The 17,289-nt window shown below is 52.7% G+C and carries 15 protein-coding genes; all 15 read right to left on the reverse strand.

All coding sequences use genetic code 11. From position 1 onward, the window contains the following. Nucleotides 1–284 precede the first annotated feature (284 nt). Entirely contained in the window at nucleotides 285–620 is a 336-nt protein-coding gene (locus RW092_RS07055; protein WP_016311518.1) for a YlmC/YmxH family sporulation protein, read from the reverse strand. A 189-nt stretch (nucleotides 621–809) separates the two neighbouring features. Further along, complete coding sequence (locus tag RW092_RS07060; RefSeq protein WP_085279290.1) at nucleotides 810–2,753, reverse strand: FAD-dependent oxidoreductase; 1,944 nt, start codon at nucleotides 2,751–2,753, stop codon at nucleotides 810–812. Nucleotides 2,754–2,861: 108 nt separating this feature from the next. Continuing rightward, the gene (locus RW092_RS07065) at nucleotides 2,862–3,680 is read right to left on the reverse strand and encodes a MerR family transcriptional regulator (RefSeq protein ID WP_016311516.1); all 819 of its coding nucleotides are present in this window, start codon (nucleotides 3,678–3,680) and stop codon (nucleotides 2,862–2,864) included. Nucleotides 3,681–3,800: 120 nt separating this feature from the next. Then, nucleotides 3,801–4,583, reverse strand: a complete 783-nt coding sequence (gene sigG, locus RW092_RS07070) for an RNA polymerase sporulation sigma factor SigG (RefSeq protein WP_316009878.1) — start codon at nucleotides 4,581–4,583, stop codon at nucleotides 3,801–3,803. Between the two features lie 154 nt (nucleotides 4,584–4,737). After that, nucleotides 4,738–5,460, reverse strand: coding sequence for an RNA polymerase sporulation sigma factor SigE (gene sigE / locus RW092_RS07075; protein WP_016311514.1), 723 nt, complete (start codon nucleotides 5,458–5,460; stop codon nucleotides 4,738–4,740). A gap of 19 nt (nucleotides 5,461–5,479) precedes the next feature. Next, the gene (gene spoIIGA, locus RW092_RS07080) at nucleotides 5,480–6,451 is read right to left on the reverse strand and encodes a sigma-E processing peptidase SpoIIGA (RefSeq protein WP_316009879.1); all 972 of its coding nucleotides are present in this window, start codon (nucleotides 6,449–6,451) and stop codon (nucleotides 5,480–5,482) included. A 188-nt stretch (nucleotides 6,452–6,639) separates the two neighbouring features. Next, nucleotides 6,640–7,755: a cell division protein FtsZ gene (ftsZ, locus tag RW092_RS07085; RefSeq protein WP_028537941.1), complete on the reverse strand. Its 1,116-nt coding sequence runs from the start codon at nucleotides 7,753–7,755 to the stop codon at nucleotides 6,640–6,642. Nucleotides 7,756–7,811: 56 nt separating this feature from the next. After that, nucleotides 7,812–9,062: a cell division protein FtsA gene (ftsA, locus tag RW092_RS07090; protein ID WP_028537940.1), complete on the reverse strand. Its 1,251-nt coding sequence runs from the start codon at nucleotides 9,060–9,062 to the stop codon at nucleotides 7,812–7,814. Nucleotides 9,063–9,304: 242 nt separating this feature from the next. Continuing rightward, nucleotides 9,305–10,072 carry a cell division protein FtsQ/DivIB gene (locus tag RW092_RS07095; RefSeq protein ID WP_016311510.1) on the reverse strand — a complete coding sequence of 256 codons (768 nt, stop codon included), beginning with the start codon at nucleotides 10,070–10,072 and terminating at the stop codon, nucleotides 9,305–9,307. 116 nt (nucleotides 10,073–10,188) lie between these two features. After that, nucleotides 10,189–11,469, reverse strand: a complete 1,281-nt coding sequence (gene murA / locus RW092_RS07100; RefSeq protein WP_028537939.1) for a UDP-N-acetylglucosamine 1-carboxyvinyltransferase — start codon at nucleotides 11,467–11,469, stop codon at nucleotides 10,189–10,191. Between the two features lie 16 nt (nucleotides 11,470–11,485). Further along, nucleotides 11,486–12,391, reverse strand: coding sequence for a UDP-N-acetylmuramate dehydrogenase (gene murB / locus RW092_RS07105; RefSeq protein ID WP_028537938.1), 906 nt, complete (start codon nucleotides 12,389–12,391; stop codon nucleotides 11,486–11,488). Nucleotides 12,392–12,621: 230 nt separating this feature from the next. Beyond that, nucleotides 12,622–13,731 (reverse strand): undecaprenyldiphospho-muramoylpentapeptide beta-N-acetylglucosaminyltransferase, encoded by a 1,110-nt coding sequence (gene murG / locus RW092_RS07110; RefSeq protein WP_316009880.1) that lies wholly within the window; start codon nucleotides 13,729–13,731, stop codon nucleotides 12,622–12,624. 4 nt (nucleotides 13,732–13,735) lie between these two features. Continuing rightward, nucleotides 13,736–14,833 (reverse strand): stage V sporulation protein E, encoded by a 1,098-nt coding sequence (gene spoVE, locus RW092_RS07115; protein ID WP_016311506.1) that lies wholly within the window; start codon nucleotides 14,831–14,833, stop codon nucleotides 13,736–13,738. A 49-nt stretch (nucleotides 14,834–14,882) separates the two neighbouring features. After that, on the reverse strand, nucleotides 14,883–16,307 hold the full coding sequence (murD, locus tag RW092_RS07120) for a UDP-N-acetylmuramoyl-L-alanine--D-glutamate ligase (protein WP_316009881.1): 1,425 nt from the start codon (nucleotides 16,305–16,307) through the stop codon (nucleotides 14,883–14,885). A gap of 5 nt (nucleotides 16,308–16,312) precedes the next feature. Beyond that, on the reverse strand, nucleotides 16,313–17,278 hold the full coding sequence (gene mraY / locus RW092_RS07125) for a phospho-N-acetylmuramoyl-pentapeptide-transferase (protein ID WP_016311504.1): 966 nt from the start codon (nucleotides 17,276–17,278) through the stop codon (nucleotides 16,313–16,315). Nucleotides 17,279–17,289: the final 11 nt, after the last annotated feature.

The following is a 17,289-nucleotide window of genomic DNA, read 5'->3' on the forward strand; positions in this document are numbered from 1 at the left end:
GCAGCGTGCCGACCGTCGCTCGCATTTTTGCTCTCGCGCCACGTGCTCAGGCAGAGTTAAAACCGAGGGCTTGACAAAAACGTTCATAGCAACGGACTGGGAAGCCTCTATCAGCTTGATCTTGCAGCAATTTGTGCCCCGTTTAGTCGAATAAGGTCTGTGAGGTCCGTTCCATCTAGTTTCTCAGCCGTATTCACCAGAATAACGTCTTTGAGGTCCGTTAAAGTTCAATATTGGAATTACTTCAAGTCTACCATAAATCGCCACAATACCGCTTGCGGAATCTAGCTCCGTCGTTCCGCCCGTCCGTCTCGGTCGATATACACCGTCGTATCGTAGTTTGTCTGGGTTCTTGGTTCTCGAAGCTCCTCCATTTTCACCAACACAACGTCAGATCCAATCTTCACGATATTTTTCCATGGGATAATGAGATCGCTCCCGCCGCCAAACAACCCCATAAATTTCGCCCCGACAGGCACGACAATCGCTTCAATGACACCCTGTCTTAAATCCAGCTCCAGGTCGCTGATATGGCCAAGCCGCTTCCCGTCCACAACATTGATAACGTCCTTCGTCTGAAAATCGGATATTTTCATACTCGCCCTTACCACATTATCCATACTTCTACCGCCCCCGTCCCGTCGAATTACTCCGTCCCTTTACTATATGAGCTTGGGATTCGGTGCATGCCCTTGGCCACAGGAAAAGAGATGCCCGACCAAGCCCACACAGAAAAGGACAGCCCTTCCGAAAATCTGTAAGATTCCAGAAGAAGCCGTCCTTTCAGTTATCCGTTCGTTTTTATGCTATTATTTCCCCAGCGCCCCGGCAGCTGCACTTTCGCCGCCCAGTCGTCCGGAAGTAAAGGAATAGCCAATGCCTACCCCGTTCCCGACGTAAGTGTCGTTAAACAGCACGCCTTCAGATTCAAGCCCAACGGCGTAAAGTCCTTTGATCGGTACACGTTGGTCGTTCAACACTTGGAATTTAGGGTTTACGAGCAAGCCGCCAACCGAACCCAGGTTGTTAATCTCGGCAATGATCGCATAATAAGGACCCTCACCCATCGACAGCAAGTATTCTTTGGATTTGCCAAACTCTGTATCTACGCCAGTTTTGGTCGCTTGCGTATATTTGTTAAACGCGTCCTTAAACACCTCGACGTCCATGCCAGCGTTTTTGGCTAATTCCTCAATCGTATTGCCTTTATACCCATCCCCGTTCTTCACCATCGATTCAAAGACGGCGGTCACGTTCTTCCATGGAGTATCCAGCTTAAACTGATCGGTGAAATCCGCGTAAAATTCCGGTGGAAGCCCTGGCAGCTTCGGCGCTTTGATGCCGTTCATGCCCTTCGCTTCCAAAGCCTTCAACTGCGATTGCGATACGATCACCAGATGGTAAGGCCCGTTAAACGCACTCGTATTCGCTGCCGCTACTGCCGTCAACGTCGCCGTCTCATCTCTGAAACGAGCTCCCGATGGGCCTACGTTCATCAAGTTCGGCAGATAGCTGAGCATGAGTGGATAGCTGGCTTCGAAGGAGGAATATTGCTTCTTCAGATTGCTGGTTCCTCGGGCCAGTGTTTGGTGCAGCATTTGTCCGCCAAAGTTGTCCGGTACCTTCGCTCCAACTTCCCAGGACATTTTCAGACCTTCGCCAATATTTTGGGCGAGTCCGCCATTCACGCCCTCAAAACCAAATGCCTCTTTCACCATTTCCTTGTTTCCTGCGTAACCGCCCGTTGCGATTACGACGCTTTTTGCACTGATTTCCAGCGTGGTGCCGTCCGTTTTTTCCGCGATAACGCCAGTCACCGCTCCTTTAGCGTTCGTGATCAATTTCTTCCCGGTGGTTTCTGTAATTACCTTGCCGCCGTTCTTCTCAACCGAAGCCGTCAACATCTTACGGAGTGTCTGCTCACGAGTGTTATAAGCCGGCAGCACATGCAACTGCTCTCCACCGAAGTTCAGGAACGTCGTAACATACCCTTTGTTCTTCAGCCAATCGTACGTATCCCCGGATTTCGTCACATATTGGCGCACAGCCGCTGCATCCACTCTCCAGTGGTTGTTGACGATCCAATCGGCGATCTCCTTCTCCGCGTCCACCTTGACACCGCTCTCAAGTGCAGCGGAGGAGTTATAGAATTTGCCCGCCCAAGACAGATTGCTGGCACCGCCAATGATACTGGTCTTTTCGATAATGATCACTTTTGCGCCTTTGTCCGCCGCCGCTACTGCAGCCGACACCCCCGAAGCACCGGCCCCAACGACGACGACGTCGGCTTGGAGCTTTTCCGTTTTGCCTGCGCCAGGCTTCTTGACGCTAACCGATTTCAAGGCATTCACATCGCCGCCTGCTTTTTTAACCGCATCCTCTACCGCTTTCAGCATGGCGTCGCTGGATACAGTTGCGCCGCTTACCGCATCAATCTTCAGCGATTGGTTCGTCAAGATTTGATCCTTGATTTTGTTCAGCGCGCTGTCACCAAGCCCCTCAGTTTCGGTTTGGCTGACGATCTTGATGTCCTTGATCCGATCCGCTTGCTCCATCGTCACGAGCACTTTGATGACGCCGTCTTTGCCCTCGGCCTCCCCGGTATACGTCCCCGCCTTAAATGCTGAGGCCGCGACCGCTGTCGAGGAGCTGTTTAGCAGCTTCTCAGATGGCCAACCCCAACCGAACATCGACGCAACCAATACGATGCAGATCGTAACTAAGAGCACCTTGTTCACTCGTTTGTTGCGCATTCCCTCTTCTCCCCTTACTGCATAGTCTGCCTTGTTATTGTGAATGTTTTCACTTGTGTTCACAAACAAGGCTACACTAGAAGCATAAACCTTGGTGTTGCACCAAGGTCAATAGGAATTCTCGATAGGAATATGGATCTCTAGGAACGAACGTTTCGTGCCCTCGTGGTTCTCGGTCAACATTAATCGTCCGGTTACCGCGCCGGAAATTGCATAGTGCTGCTCATTTATGTAATTCAGCATAAAACGAAGCGATTCTTTGGTAATATCTTCACTCTGCGGGGACAAAATCACCGATGTCACACAACGAGACGGCGGAATATACTCTAAATGCTCATCCAACGTGATGCCCAGTTGGTGCACCTCGTTTTCCGAAATCGACAGGCCCCAGCTGTATTCCAAGCCCTCTGCCTCAGATTCAATGGAATCCCGGTCGATGCGGAAGCAATAAAATGAGTAAGGAAGCACCTCCATTAACGCATTAATGGTGCCCTCCAAACCTTTCGTGTTAAGCAGGTGATTTTTATCCGTTTGCTTTAATCGGTAGAGTCCTGGTCGGTCCCCCAGCGTGCAACGATAAAGTCTCCCCTCTAGATTCTGGACCTCCCGGCTCAGTTCATCTAACTTATGCAGCAGCATCGTGCTTTTGCGGATCTCTTCCTCCAGCTCCCGCTTGCTCTGTTCCATCTTGTTGAGAATGTCGTCCAACGAGGCATTTTGAATCAAGCTGGCCACATCCTGCAGTGGAATCTGCAAACTGCGATACCACCGGCTCATCAACAAATCCCGGGCGTCCAAATCGTTGAAATAGCGGTAGCTGTTATGACGGTCCTTGACCGGCCTCACGATGTCATGCTTCTCATACAGCCTCAGTGTATCCCGGGTGATGCCAAGCAGTGAAGAAAATTCCCCAATGCAATACTTCATCTACTTCCCTCCCGCACATCTCAAGTCATAAGCCTTATGTCCCACTTCTATGATATTGAAGCAGGGGGGTTTGAAGATATGGAAATGTTCACACGAAAAAAGGCCCCCGCAGGGACCGAATTACGACTTCACATGTTTCTGCATTTGTGAAATAGCGGATTTCTCGAGTCTGGACACTTGGGCTTGGGAGATCCCGATCTCCTCGGCGACCTCCATTTGCGTTTTGCCTTCAAAGAAACGCATGGACAAAATCATCTTCTCGCGGTTGCCTAACCGCTGCATCGCTTCACGTAAGGCGATTTCCTCGATCCAGGAGACGTCCTTGTTCTTGTCATCGCTGATTTGATCCATCACGTAGATGGGATCCCCGCCGTCATGGTAGATCGGCTCGAACAAGGAAACCGGGTCCTGGATGGCGTCGAGGGCAAAGACGACGTCCTCCTTCGGTAAGCCCAAAGCCTCAGAGATCTCAAAAATCGTAGGTTCACGGGAATTCTGATTGGTCAGGTTGTCCCGCATTTGAAGTGCCTTGTAGGCGATGTCTCGCAAGCTTCGGGAGACGCGGATCGGGTTGTTGTCCCGCAGGTAACGCCGAATTTCCCCGATGATCATCGGTACAGCGTACGTGGAGAATTTGACGTTCTGCGATAGGTCGAAATTATCGATGGCTTTCATGAGTCCGATGCAGCCAACCTGGAATAGGTCGTCCACATACTCCCCCCGATTGTTGAACCGCTGGATGACGCTCAGCACGAGTCTCAGATTGCCATTTACTAACTTTTCTCTGGCTGATCTTACGTGGTCCTGCTGCAACGAGTGGAACAATTCACGCATTTCCGCATTGGTTAGAACGGGCAATTTTGCGGTATCTACACCGCAAATTTCGACTTTGTTTCGGGTCATCGTGTCTTACCTCCCAAGGAGAAACTAATGAACAGTATCTCCCGGGACTGCATTTTTATTCCGCCGTCATCTTCCTCGTCGAGCGAAAACACTCAAGTCGACCTCTGTCGAAATAATTGGAATTTCGATAAACGCATATCTATCATGCCATTCACTAAACCATCTTGTTAAATTCCTTGCGCAGCCGTTTAATAATTCGTTTCTCCAGACGCGAGATGTACGATTGCGAGATGCCCAGCAGGTCAGCTACATCCTTCTGCGTCTTCTCATCGCCGTCAACGAGCCCGAAGCGAAGCTCCATAATCATCCGCTCGCGCTCGGTTAATTTATCCAGCGCCTTGTGCAGCAGCTTCCGGTCAACTTGCTCCTCGATATTACGGTAGATCGTATCGTTCTCCGTACCAAGTACGTCGGAGAGCAGCAGCTCGTTACCGTCCCAGTCGATGTTCAGCGGCTCATCAAAGCTGACTTCGGTGCGGATTTTGCTGTTCCGGCGCAGGTACATCAGAATTTCGTTTTCGATGCAACGAGATGCATAGGTCGCCAGCTTGATCTTTTTCTCCGGGTCAAACGTGTTAACTGCTTTAATTAAGCCAATGGCGCCGATGGATACCAGGTCCTCGATATTGATTCCCGTATTCTCGAACTTTCTGGCGATATATACGACCAGCCGCAGGTTACGTTCGATCAGCATGGCCCGGATAGCGGAATCGCCGCTGGGCAGCCGCTGCAGCAAATATTCCTCCTCTTCACGGGTTAATGGCGGAGGGAGCGCTTCGCTGCCGCCGATATAATAGATTTCTTCACTCTTTAGTCCAAAAAGAAACAGCAGCCGGTAATACTGCAGCTGCAGCATCATTTTCCACTTTACACGCATCACTTTGTATCCTCCTAAGTTACGTTCCCGTTTTACTGATGGTGTCCATACTCTCCTTCGCCTCTGTCGACTCAACCAGTGCGGGATGAACAATCGCTTGGTAGGTTCCTTCCGTCGATAACCGCCCCCCGTCCAGACCAATCAGCACCCGGGACGAACGATATTCCTTGCCGTCTAGACGGACCATGACCTCGTCAGGCTTCAGCGCCAGCATAAACTGGGTGCCTTTGTTGATCCCGCGGTAAGGAACCAACCGCAGCCGCTCCGGCCACGGAAAATCTCCTGCCTCCGTCAGCTGCAAGATGAGGTTGTCCGCACGTTCGTCAGCCAGCTTCCCCCGATACGACGGGGGCAAAACCTGCTCCCAAAGCACAGCTTCCATTACGGTCACCGGAAGCCTGCTGAGGGGATCGGATAACTGGTTGCCCGTATCGATCAATCCCGTGCACGTAATCGCTGTATCGCCTACGCGTACTTCCAAATCAGCTAAGAAGGAGCGAATCCGCTCCTGCCGCTGACGTGCATCGATCACCCGCTTAAACCCATACAATACGGCGAAGAAGCAAACCAGAATAAACAACGCTCCAATTTTCAAGGAAAACGAAAGCCCGCCGGAAGCCGAATACCATATCCCGCTCCAGATTTCTCCGGAATCTTGCAGCAAATAATGTACACCTAGAATTCCGCCGGCCGCTGCAAAATTGACGATATAAAAAGCTCCCATATTCCGTAAGTAGTTTTGTAAACTTCCAAATCCGAACGCAACCCACAGCATCACGACAGAGAATAGAAATTTCACCAGAAACGTGTACAGAAATGAGAGCTCCGGCAAAAACATCATGACGACGTACATCGCCCCAACCACCGCCGACAAGGCCAGCCGCCAGAGAACGACTTTTTGCTTTCGCATCCAAGCCGTGACTAGAAGCAAGCTTGCATCGATCAATAGGTTCATCAAAAATATGAGATCGATATAGACAACCAACGGCATTCACCTGCCTGGGTAGATGGTTATCAGTATAAAGAGAACGAGCGATAAAGTCTGTCTAAAATTGAAAGTAGAATGCCACTATTTTTGTCGACTTCGCGGGAGAGATTTGCAGAAGGGAAGGATAGAAAAAAAAGACCTTGGCCCATCTCGGGTCAAGGTCTAGGGGAAGACGTTTAATAGCTCCTAACCTATTCGTTGTTGTTCCGCGAACGGTTACGAAGAAACGTCGGAATATCCAGTTGGTCGCCGCTAGGCTGGTTACCGAACGGTCTCAGGGTGGAGGTCGAACGGTTCTCCTGCGGCTCCGGAGCACCAGGGGCAGCTGCTGCCGGCTTGCGGCTAGGCAACGGCTTGTTCTCGAATCCCGTGGCGATCACGGTAACTTTGATCTCTTCTTTCATATTCTCATCGATGATCGCACCAAAAATCATATTCACTTCTGGGTCCGAAGCGGCAATAACGATCTCTGCTGCTTCATTGACTTCATACAACGACAGGTTCGCCCCGCCGGTAATGTTCATAATGACGCCGCGCGCCCCTTCGATCGAAGTCTCCAAGAGCGGACTCATGATGGCTTTGCGTGCAGCTTCGGCAGCACGGTTCTCGCCGGTTGCAAGACCGATACCCATCAGGGCGGATCCGCGCTCGGTCATGATCGTCTTCACGTCGGCGAAGTCGAGGTTGATCAGACCCGGCACGGCAATCAAGTCAGAAATGCCTTGCACGGCTTGACGCAGGACGTTATCCGCTTCGCGGAACGCTTCCAGCATCGGCGTCTTCTTATCCACAATCTCAAGCAAGCGATCGTTAGGAATGACGATCAGCGTGTCTACCTTTTCCTTCAACGCTTCAATCCCCATCTCCGCTTGCGTGGAGCGTTTGCGGCCTTCAAACGTAAACGGACGGGTTACGACGCCAACCGTTAGTGCGCCGCACTCTCTGGCGATCTCGGCAATGACCGGCGCTGCCCCAGTTCCTGTACCGCCGCCCATACCGGCAGTAACAAACACCATGTCGGCGCCTTTCAACGTATTGGCGATCAAATCGCGGGATTCCTCAGCCGCTTTCTTGCCCACTTCCGGATTAGCTCCGGCGCCGAGACCACGGGTCAGCTTGTCCCCGATTTGCAATTTATGTTCGGACTTGGCCAAATGCAGCGCTTGAGCGTCTGTATTGACCGTAATAAATTCCACGCCCTGCACGCCGTTCTCGATCATTCGGTTAACCGCGTTGCTTCCGCCGCCGCCAACCCCGATCACCTTGATTTGTGCCAAGCTCTCCATTTCGAAATCAAATTCCAACATACTCTTCCATCTCCCCCTCAATATGCATGGATCGACCATGCATCATTCCTGAACCACTATATAAATTCGCTAAACAAGTTCTTGAGTCGTTCCATCAAACCGTTCTTCCGAACGGGTTCCTGCGGTGCCGGAGCCTTGCTCCGGTTCGCATTCTTCTTCGGGCTGGAAGCGCTGCGGATCCGCAAATTCTTAACCACTTTATGCAGAATTCCCACCCCGCCGGTGTATGAAGGATCACGAACGCCGATGAAATCAGGCACAGCAATCCGTACCGAAGCTTCCAGCTCCTGCTGGGCAATCTTGAGCAATCCCGGCATAGATACCGTTCCGCCGATCAGGATATATCCCCCCGGCTGCTCGCTGTAGCCAAGACGCTTGACTTCCTGGCGAATCAGCTGGAAAATCTCCTGTACGCGCGGCTCCGCAATCGCGGCCAAATCCTCCTGTGTAAACTCCTTGTCCACATTACTTCCGATCCGTGTCACCTTAAAAGTAACATCCGACGCCGCGTCCTCAATGGAAGCACAGCCGTATTTCAGCTTCGCCTTCTCCGCATGGTCCGTTAACGTCCGAAGGCCGTAAGCAATGTCGTTCGTTATAAATTCTCCCCCAATCGGAAGCGTGGATGTCGCAACGATCGTGCCGCTTTCAAATACAGCGATCGTCGTGGAACCCGCACCGATGTCCACCAGGACGGATCCCATCGTTTTTTCGTCTTTGGACAACGCCAATTGACCGGCAGCAAGCGACAACAATACCAGATCCCGAACTTTAAGGCCAGCCTTCTCCACACAGCGAAGCAAATTGTGAATCGCCGTCTTGGAGCCGGTGACGATCGTCGCTTCCACTTCCAGTCTGACGCCAATCATCCCGCGTGGATCCGAAATTCCTTCCAGTCCATCCACGATATACTGCTTGGCCACCACGTCGATAATTTCGCGTTCTGGCGGCAGGGCGATCACCTCGGCCGCCTTCAGGACCCGCTCGATGTCTTCTTCACCAATTTCCCGGTCTTCATTTTGTACGGCTACAACCCCGTGGCTCGTTTGGAGTCCGATGTGATTTCCCGAAATGCCGACATACACTTCAGATATTTGAATATCTACCATCCGTTCTGCATGATCCACAGCGCTGCGGATCGATTGCACCGTTTGGTCAATATCTACAATCGCGCCTTTTCGAATTCCTTCCGAGTCGGCAGATCCAACCCCAATAATATTAAAGGTTCCATTATTAATTTCCCCAATAATAGCACGAACTTTGGATGTACCGATGTCCAAACTAACAATGATGTCATTGTTGCTCAAGCCCCTGGCACCTCCTATTTCCCCATCAAAATATACTTGCCGTGTTAGATGCACTATCTACTAATTCAACGCCACTTAACCTTTCCCTCTTTTTTCTACAAATTTTTTGACTTCCAACTTTTAACACCATATAGACAGGAAGTATCCTGACTGTGACAGAGAACCTGCCCCTATTTGAAAAATTAGAAGAAAAAAGAGGGAGAACGCCAACTAGCCCATAAAATGTATTTTATCATTGTTTTTCAATCATGAGTAGTATCATTTTGTCCATCGTCTCCGTCCTCCGTCGTGGAGTATGGAACATATGAATCCGCGTCCAGCATCGTCAGCTTTCCAGGGTCCTGGGTTTGCAAAATTTCGTTCATGTATTCCGCCTTTTTGGCTAGGAGGGAAGTGGCTGAAATGATTTCGAACTTGGACCGGGTATACAGCTTAATTCGGTCCGGATAAGACAACGTAGGTGAAGGTACGATCTCCGAAATGTCTGCGGTCAGCTCGTCCGGAATTTGCGACAACGTTTGGCAAAGTTTGACCAGTCCTTCATCGTCGTCCTTCCAACCGGTTAATATGGGCTTGTCCACCGGCATCGACCCGTCCTTCAGGTCGATGCGCGTCCCGTTGGCGAGCAAGCCATGCAGCTTCCCGTCCTCTGCCAGCACATACGCTGCAATCGGATACTCCTCAATATGGATCGTAACGCTGCCGGGGAACGTCTTATCTACCTCTGCTTGCTTCACCGAAGGAATTTCTTCCAGCCTGCGGGCGATATGATCGGCACTGACCGCAAAAAACGGCGAACCCACCTGAAGCCCTGTGGCGCCCAGCAGCTCTGTCTCCGTTGTATACTCATTGCCGTCGAACGTAATAACAGATATTTTGCTAAGAGATGAACGGAAAAATAGAACGCATAATAATGCGAGGAACAACAAAATAAGTATGGTTTTGATTTTTCGTCCGCTTTTCTTCTTAGGCGCAGGTTCTTTTAGGACGGGTACATTCGCTTTTGGCATGTCATTTCTCCGCAACTTTCTGAATAAGTATTACAAAGCTTATATCCCCTCCAGGGGAGGGGACAAAAGTTTAGGGCTATACTACGAAGGTTTCGCGAATCAGCACCACGATAGCCTTAAGCCAGATCCAGCTGACGCAAGGCTGGCGATTCACGGCGTACCGAGCCTCCAAGCCGTTGGAACATCGTTTCGATTCGATCATAACCGCGGTCGATATGATGAACCTGCTCCACCACGGTTTGACCCTGGGCCGCCAAACCAGCGATCACCAGCGCCGCCCCTGCACGCAGGTCGGTTGCTTCCACGGTCGCGCCGTAAAGCCGGGGCACCCCGCGAATAAACGCGGAATTCAAGTCCACCGTAATGTCGGCGCCCATGCGAACCAGCTCGCCGACATGCTTGAACCGGCCTTCGAACACGGTTTCTTTCATCACGCTCATTCCGTCCGCCAAGGATAATAGAACCATCACTTGGGACTGCAAATCGGTAGGAAACGAAGGATACGGCGAGGTCACAATTCGTTCCACCGCTTTCGGACGGCCTGCACTGCTCAACGTTATTATATCATCGCTCACTCCGATTTGAACACCGGCCCGCTTGAGCACGGTAAGCAACGATACCAGGTGTGAAGGGTTGCTGTGGGTCAACGTAACACTGCCGCGGGTGGCAGCCACAGCAATCAATGCAGTTCCCGCAACGATACGGTCCGGGATAATCTCGTAATCGCAAGGGGTGAGACGCTTCACTCCTCGGATCGTAATCGTGTCGGTTCCCGCGCCGATGATGCTGGCGCCCATGGCATTCAAGAAGTTTTGCAGATCCTGAATCTCCGGCTCCCGCGCTGCATTCGTAATCATCGTTGTGCCTTCAGCGAGCGCTGCAGCCATCATGATGTTCTCCGTTGCACCCACGCTGGGGAAATCCAGATGGATGTCGGTACCAATCAACTTGCTGGCTCTGCACCATATTTGCTGATCGTGTTCTTCAATCTTCGCTCCTAAAGCTTCAAGTCCCTTCAAATGCAGATCGATCTTCCGTTCCCCGATCGCACAGCCTCCCGGCTGATAGATGCATACTTCCCCAAAACGGGCAAGCAGCGGCCCCATCAAAAAGATGGAGGAGCGCATCTGTTTCATCAAGTCCTCAGGAACATGGCTGGAATCTGCCCCCGAGGTATCCACAGTCACCGTATCTCCCAAATGGACGGCTTTACAGCCCAGTCGACTGAGAATGCCTAACATGACATCAATATCGAGCAGGCGGGGGACATTTCGAAGTTGCACCTTACCTTCCGCCAGCAGCGATGCGGCCAGAATCGGCAATGCGGCATTTTTCGCTCCATGGATACGAATGGTTCCTGATAGGGGTTTCCCGCCTTCGATCACCAATTTGTCCAATGTATCACCTCCGAGTTTACCGTTCACCCACGAAGAAGACCTCCGGCACCAGCGCCACCCCAAATTGATCTTGGACGGCTGCCTTGACTTGCTCCATGAGCGCAAGAACGTCCTCTGCTGTCGCTTGCCCGGTATTGACGATGAAATTGGCATGCAGCGTGGACACTTCAGCCCCGCCGACCTTCATCCCTTTGAGACCCGCCGCTTCAATCAGCCGAGCGGCATGATCGCCGGGCGGATTGCGAAATACGCTGCCTGCACAAGGCTGCGAGAGCGGCTGCGTTTTGCGACGGCGGTCCTTGTACGCCGCCATGGCCGCCGCGATCTCCAGCCGATCACCCACGGCAAGCGAAAAACGTGCCTGAGCCACGATCCCTCGCTGTTCATGCAGGACGGAATGCCGGTAGGCAAACTTCATATCCTCCGCTGTGTATGTGACCAATTCACCCGTCTCCAGAACAATGTCAGCGGATTTAAATATACGTGACACATCGGACCCGTGGGCACCGGCATTCATGTAGACGGCGCCGCCGACTGTACCCGGAATTCCCCCCGCAAACTCCAGCCCGGTTAGTCCCTGTTTGCCAGCCATGATGCTGAGCCGGACGGTGGATGCGCCGCCTCCGGCGCTGACTTGCGTACCGTCGAATACAATCTGCTCGAACTCACCACCCAGCCGGATGACGCAGCCTCGGATGCCTTTGTCGGAAACCAGCAGATTGGAGCCTTTTCCGATCATCATCCACGGGATTCCTTCTGCGTGGAGCAAGCGCATCAGCTCCGCAAGCTGCCGGGTCGTTTGTGGAACGGCCATCGCATCCGCCGGACCGCCGATTTTCCAAGTCGTGTATTTCGACATTGGTTCATTCGGCAACACCTCCAAGGCTTCCAGCCTGGTCAATTGTGATATCCACTGCTGCATCGTATAACCCTCCTTGACTTGAATGGCGGATCCCTTCGACGGTACTTCGCCGGGTGCCGCTGTTTCATATCGGCAGTCGATGGCTGCCGGAGCCCGGGTCCTGCAGGGCTGAAGATCTTGCCCCGCTTGGTTGTCACGATTTATAGAGTATCTTATGCCTCCCTAACGGAGAGTGTGACAATCGCCCAGACTTCCCGGCACAAGCCCTTACATCGCCTCTGAACAGCGCCTTATTGGTGCTTAACGAGCCTTTGCATCTCTTCCACGATGAGATGGGCGGAATCCGGTTTGCCCAAGGCACGGGAAGCGGTCGACATCGCGCTGTGCCGACGCAAATCGCTCATCACGCGCTCAATGGATGCATACAAGCTCTGTCCCGTCAGCTCCGGCTCCAAAATCACTTCGGCCGCACCGGCGCTCTCCAGCGCGCGGGCATTTTTCTCTTGATGATTGTTCGTTACGTTAGGAGATGGAATCAGAATCGCCGGAATCCCCAGTGCTGTAATTTCCGCCAAAAAAGAAGCCCCGGCACGGTTCACGATCAGCGAGGTGCAGGCCAGAACCTCCGGCATGTTATGCACATAAGGAAGCATCTGCAGATTGGCAGGAAGTTCGCCCAATTTCGCTGAAATCGCCTCCACCGTCGAGGCATAGTAGCGGTCTCCGGTGACGTATACAAATTTCAAGTGTTCGGACTGCTTAAGCAGCGGAGCCATTTCAACCATCGCTTGATTGATGGCACGGGCCCCTTGACTGCCGCCGACCACAAGGACAACCGAGTTGCTAGACGGCAACCCCAGCGATTCAAAGCCCTTTTGCTTATCGGCTGTGTATACGGTTGTCGCCCGCGGATTCCCGGTGTAAATCACGTTGCGAGCTGCGGGGAACGCATTCTCCGATCCCTCGAAGCTGACGGCAACCGTCGATGCGTATTTGCTCAGAAAGCGGTTCGTTAAGCCCGGAATGGCGTTCTGTTCATGAATAATGCTGGGAATGCCCAGCTTGGCCGCAGCGTAGACCACCGGACCGCAGACATATCCGCCGGTTCCGATGACGACGTCAGGCTTAAATTCTTTGAGCAGTTTCTTGGAAGTTTGCACTCCCTTGAGAAAACGCATGACCGTTTTCACATTATCGAAGGACAGCTTCCGACGGAAGCCGGTAATCTCAATCGCTTCAAATGGAATTCCTTGCTGCGGTACAATCGAGCTTTCAAGCCCGCGCTTGCCCCCGATGTACAGAAACTCAGAGCCGGGAAATTCCTTGGCGCATTGGCTGGCGACGGCCAGAGCCGGGTAAATATGCCCCCCGGTTCCACCGCCGCTAAGTACGACGCGCATATTCTCACCTCGCGTAACGGGATAAATTCAGTAGAATGCCTAGCGCGGTCAGCATCAGCGTCAGCGAAGATCCGCCGTAACTGATCAACGGCAGCGTAATGCCGGTGACTGGCATCAGACCGATGACAACGCCGATGTTGATGACAACCTGCACGCCTACCATACCTACGATTCCGACAGCAAGCAAGCTGCCAAACAGATCATCGATGGTCATGGCCACGCGCATTCCGCGCCATACTAATATCAAAAACAATAACAAAACTAAGAGTCCGCCGATAAAACCTAATTCCTCAGCTAGAATCGAGAAGATGAAGTCGGTTTGCGGCTCCGGCACATAGCTGTATTTTTGCCGGCTCATCCCCAGACCCAAGCCTGCCAATCCACCGGGCCCAATCGCATAGAGCGACTGGATGATCTGATAACCCGCACCCAATGGATCCGACCATGGATCCAGGAAGGCGGTAATCCGTTTCAGCCGATAAGGTGCCGCCAGGATCAAACCAACGAAGCCTATCGCACCTACAGCCGCCAATCCGGCTAAATGGCGAATGCGTGCACCTGCGGTAAACACGATCAACAGGGAAGCGCCCAGCATAACCGTTCCTGTCCCCAAATCAGGCTGCAGCATGATTAATCCAAAGGCAAGTCCGATAATCCCAAGCGGCGGCAGCAGGCCTTTCGTAAAATTCGTGATCTTGTAATCTTCTTTACTTAGCCAATAGGATAGAAACAAGATCATCCCCAGCTTCATAAACTCGGAGGGTTGAATCCCAAACGAGCTGATGCCCAGCCAGCTGCGCGCCCCGCCGCGTACGACCCCGATCCCGGGAATCAGTACGATGACGAGCAGGATAAAGCAGAGAACCAGCCCGACTTTCGCGTATTTTCGCAGCAGACGGTAATCTACATTCATCATCAAGAACATCGCAATTAACCCAAGTACAGCAAAGAGCAGCTGCCTCTTAACGAAATAGAAAGAATCGCCGTAATCATGGAAAGCGAGTACGGAACCCGCGCTGTATACCATTACGATTCCGATCGCCAGCAATCCGAGAATGCTGGCCGCCAGCCAAAAATCCGGCGCCGTACGGCTCTTGCCCATCGTGGATGCCACCTCTTAACCGAAAGTAGGGGCTTTTCCACCCCCCTACTTAAAGGGTATGCACCGCCTCTTTAAAAATGCGTCCACGCTCTTCATAGGAAGGGAACATATCCCAGCTTGCACAGGCCGGCGAGAGCAGAACGATATCTCCCGGCTCCGCCAGGCTTGCAGCCTCCTTCAGCGCAGCGCGCAGCGTATCTGCGGCGCTGTCCACAGTATCGACCAGCACGATGTGCGATAGACCCGCCAGCTCAGCGACTCTAGCAATTTTTTCTTTCGTTTGCCCCATCGCCACGACGGCCTTTACCTTCTCTTTGAAAACCGGCAGCAGCTCCATATAATCCGAGCCGCGGTCCAATCCGCCGGCGATCAACACGATAGGTGCCTGCAGTGCTTCAAGGGCCATGACCGTTGCCTTGGAGTTGGTCGCTTTGGAGTTGTTATAGTAAACGACGCCTTGCTTCTCGTCGACATACTCCAAGCGATGCTCCACGCCGCGGAACGTTCGCAGCGGCTCCGCCAGCGCATCTGGTGCAGCTCCCGCAGCAATCGCCGCCGCAACCGCCGCCAGCGCATTCTCGACGTTAAAGCGGCCCGGCAAAGCGATGTCAGCGATGTCGACAATTGCCCGCGCCACGCCATCAGCCCCCCGGTACATGATGTGACGGGTTAATCCGTCTTCGACATCCGGAATGTACGCCGGTGCGACATAAACCCCCTCCGACTGCAATTCTTCAGTCATCGAGAAAGGGATCAGCTTCGCTTTTATGTAGGGCACAAGCTCCCGGCACACGGGGTCGTCCCAATTGAGGACGGCGCGGTCCGTTTCTCGTTGATTCGCAAACAGCTTGGCTTTCGACGAGATGTAATCATCCATCGTCCCGTGATAATCCAGGTGCGTCTCCGTCACGTTCAGCAGGCAGGCCACCTCCGGGCGGAACGCCCGGGTCCCCTTCAACTGAAAGCTGCTGAGCTCGGCGACCAACCAGTTGCGTACATCCGCCTCCTCAGCAGCCTCGCACAGCGGGATGCCAATATTACCGGCGACAATCGGTCTCATGCCGGCAGCCTCCAGCATGTTGCCAACCCACGTCGTTGTGGTCGTTTTGCCATTGGAGCCAGTAATCCCGAGAATGGGAGCCGGGCTGATCAAATAAGCGATCTCCACCTCCGTCACAACCTCGATGCCAAGCTCCATCGCCTTGGCCACAGGAGGCGCGGTATAGGGGATCCCCGGGTTTTTAACGACCAACGAAACGCCCTCATGAATGAGATCGTCCGGGTGACCTCCGCATACAACAGAAATTCCCAAAGCCTCCAATTCGGATGCTTCGGGACACTGTTCTCGTTCTTTTCGATCATTGACTGTGATGACGGCGCCATAATGATGCAGGGTTTTGGCGACCTGAACGCCGCTTCTCGCCAAACCGAGAACGACAACCTGACGTCCCCGGTATTCTTCTGGATGATTCATCTTCATTACAACCCCTTGTTCAAGTAAAGTCCTATGACCGCCAGCACCAGTCCAACCGCCCAGAAGGTGACGTCAACGCGCCATTCCGACCAACCGGACAACTCGAAATGATGGTGAATCGGGCTCATCTTAAATACCCGCTTGCCGCGTGTCTTAAACGAAACGACCTGGATGACGACAGACAACATTTCGATGACAAATATTCCGCCGATGACCAGGAACAACAGCTCGGTTTTGGTGACGATCGCAATCGCGCCAATCGCCCCGCCGATGCCCAGCGAACCGGTATCGCCCATGAACACCTTGGCCGGATGCGCGTTAAAGACGAGAAAGCCCAGCACGGCACCGATCATGGCTGCGGCACATACCGCAGATGGAAGCGAAGTCACCTGCATGGCGATCACCGCGAATGCCCCCAGCGCAATTGCGCTGACGCCCGACAGCAAGCCGTCCACGCCATCGGTAAAATTCACGGCGTTCGTCACCGCCATCATCATGATCACGATAAACGGATAGTAGAACCACGGGCCCCAGTCAAACGAAATGTCCGTCCCCGGGATAGCAATCGCTGTGCTATGACCCTCCGAAATGAGCAAGGCACACATGATTCCGGCGAACAGCAGCTGTCCAATTAATTTCTGTCTGGGTGTGAGACCCAAAGACCGTTTAAATACGATTTTGATATAGTCGTCGAGAAATCCGACCAGTCCAAACCCCAGCGTGGCAACGAGTAGCACGTAGAAGTCGGTATTCACAACGGAAAATTTTAAGTAAGCCAACGTAAACGCTAGTAGGATAATAATGCCGCCCATCGTTGGCGTGCCCGCCTTTTTCAAATGGCTTTGCGGCCCTTCGCCGCGAATTTGCTGGCCGAATTTGAGTCTTCTCAGCAGCGGTATGATCAGCGGAGCCGAGATGACCGCCAGAATAAAAGATACGCCGATCGTTAACAAGATAAGTCCAAAATCCATGGGATCCCCCC

This window comes from Paenibacillus sp. 3LSP (genome assembly GCF_032465655.1).
GTDB lineage: Bacteria > Bacillota > Bacilli > Paenibacillales > Paenibacillaceae > Fontibacillus > Fontibacillus barengoltzii.

What these genes read in the sequence shown, in the direction of transcription:
- ftsZ (WP_028537941.1), bottom strand. Translation starts at nt 7,755, where the DNA reads ATGTTGGAATTTGATTTCGAAATGGAGAGCTTGGCACAAATCAAGGTG.
- murD (WP_316009881.1), bottom strand. Translation starts at nt 16,307, where the DNA reads ATGAATCATCCAGAAGAATACCGGGGACGTCAGGTTGTCGTTCTCGGT.
- murB (WP_028537938.1), bottom strand. Translation starts at nt 12,391, where the DNA reads ATGCAGCAGTGGATATCACAATTGACCAGGCTGGAAGCCTTGGAGGTG.
- spoIIGA (WP_316009879.1), bottom strand. Translation starts at nt 6,451, where the DNA reads ATGCCGTTGGTTGTCTATATCGATCTCATATTTTTGATGAACCTATTG.
- murG (WP_316009880.1), bottom strand. Translation starts at nt 13,731, where the DNA reads ATGCGCGTCGTACTTAGCGGCGGTGGAACCGGGGGGCATATTTACCCG.
- spoVE (WP_016311506.1), bottom strand. Translation starts at nt 14,833, where the DNA reads ATGGGCAAGAGCCGTACGGCGCCGGATTTTTGGCTGGCGGCCAGCATT.
- RW092_RS07055 (WP_016311518.1), bottom strand. Translation starts at nt 620, where the DNA reads ATGGATAATGTGGTAAGGGCGAGTATGAAAATATCCGATTTTCAGACG.
- RW092_RS07095 (WP_016311510.1), bottom strand. Translation starts at nt 10,072, where the DNA reads ATGCCAAAAGCGAATGTACCCGTCCTAAAAGAACCTGCGCCTAAGAAG.
- RW092_RS07060 (WP_085279290.1), bottom strand. Translation starts at nt 2,753, where the DNA reads ATGCGCAACAAACGAGTGAACAAGGTGCTCTTAGTTACGATCTGCATC.
- sigG (WP_316009878.1), bottom strand. Translation starts at nt 4,583, where the DNA reads ATGACCCGAAACAAAGTCGAAATTTGCGGTGTAGATACCGCAAAATTG.
- mraY (WP_016311504.1), bottom strand. Translation starts at nt 17,278, where the DNA reads ATGGATTTTGGACTTATCTTGTTAACGATCGGCGTATCTTTTATTCTG.
- RW092_RS07065 (WP_016311516.1), bottom strand. Translation starts at nt 3,680, where the DNA reads ATGAAGTATTGCATTGGGGAATTTTCTTCACTGCTTGGCATCACCCGG.
- sigE (WP_016311514.1), bottom strand. Translation starts at nt 5,460, where the DNA reads ATGCGTGTAAAGTGGAAAATGATGCTGCAGCTGCAGTATTACCGGCTG.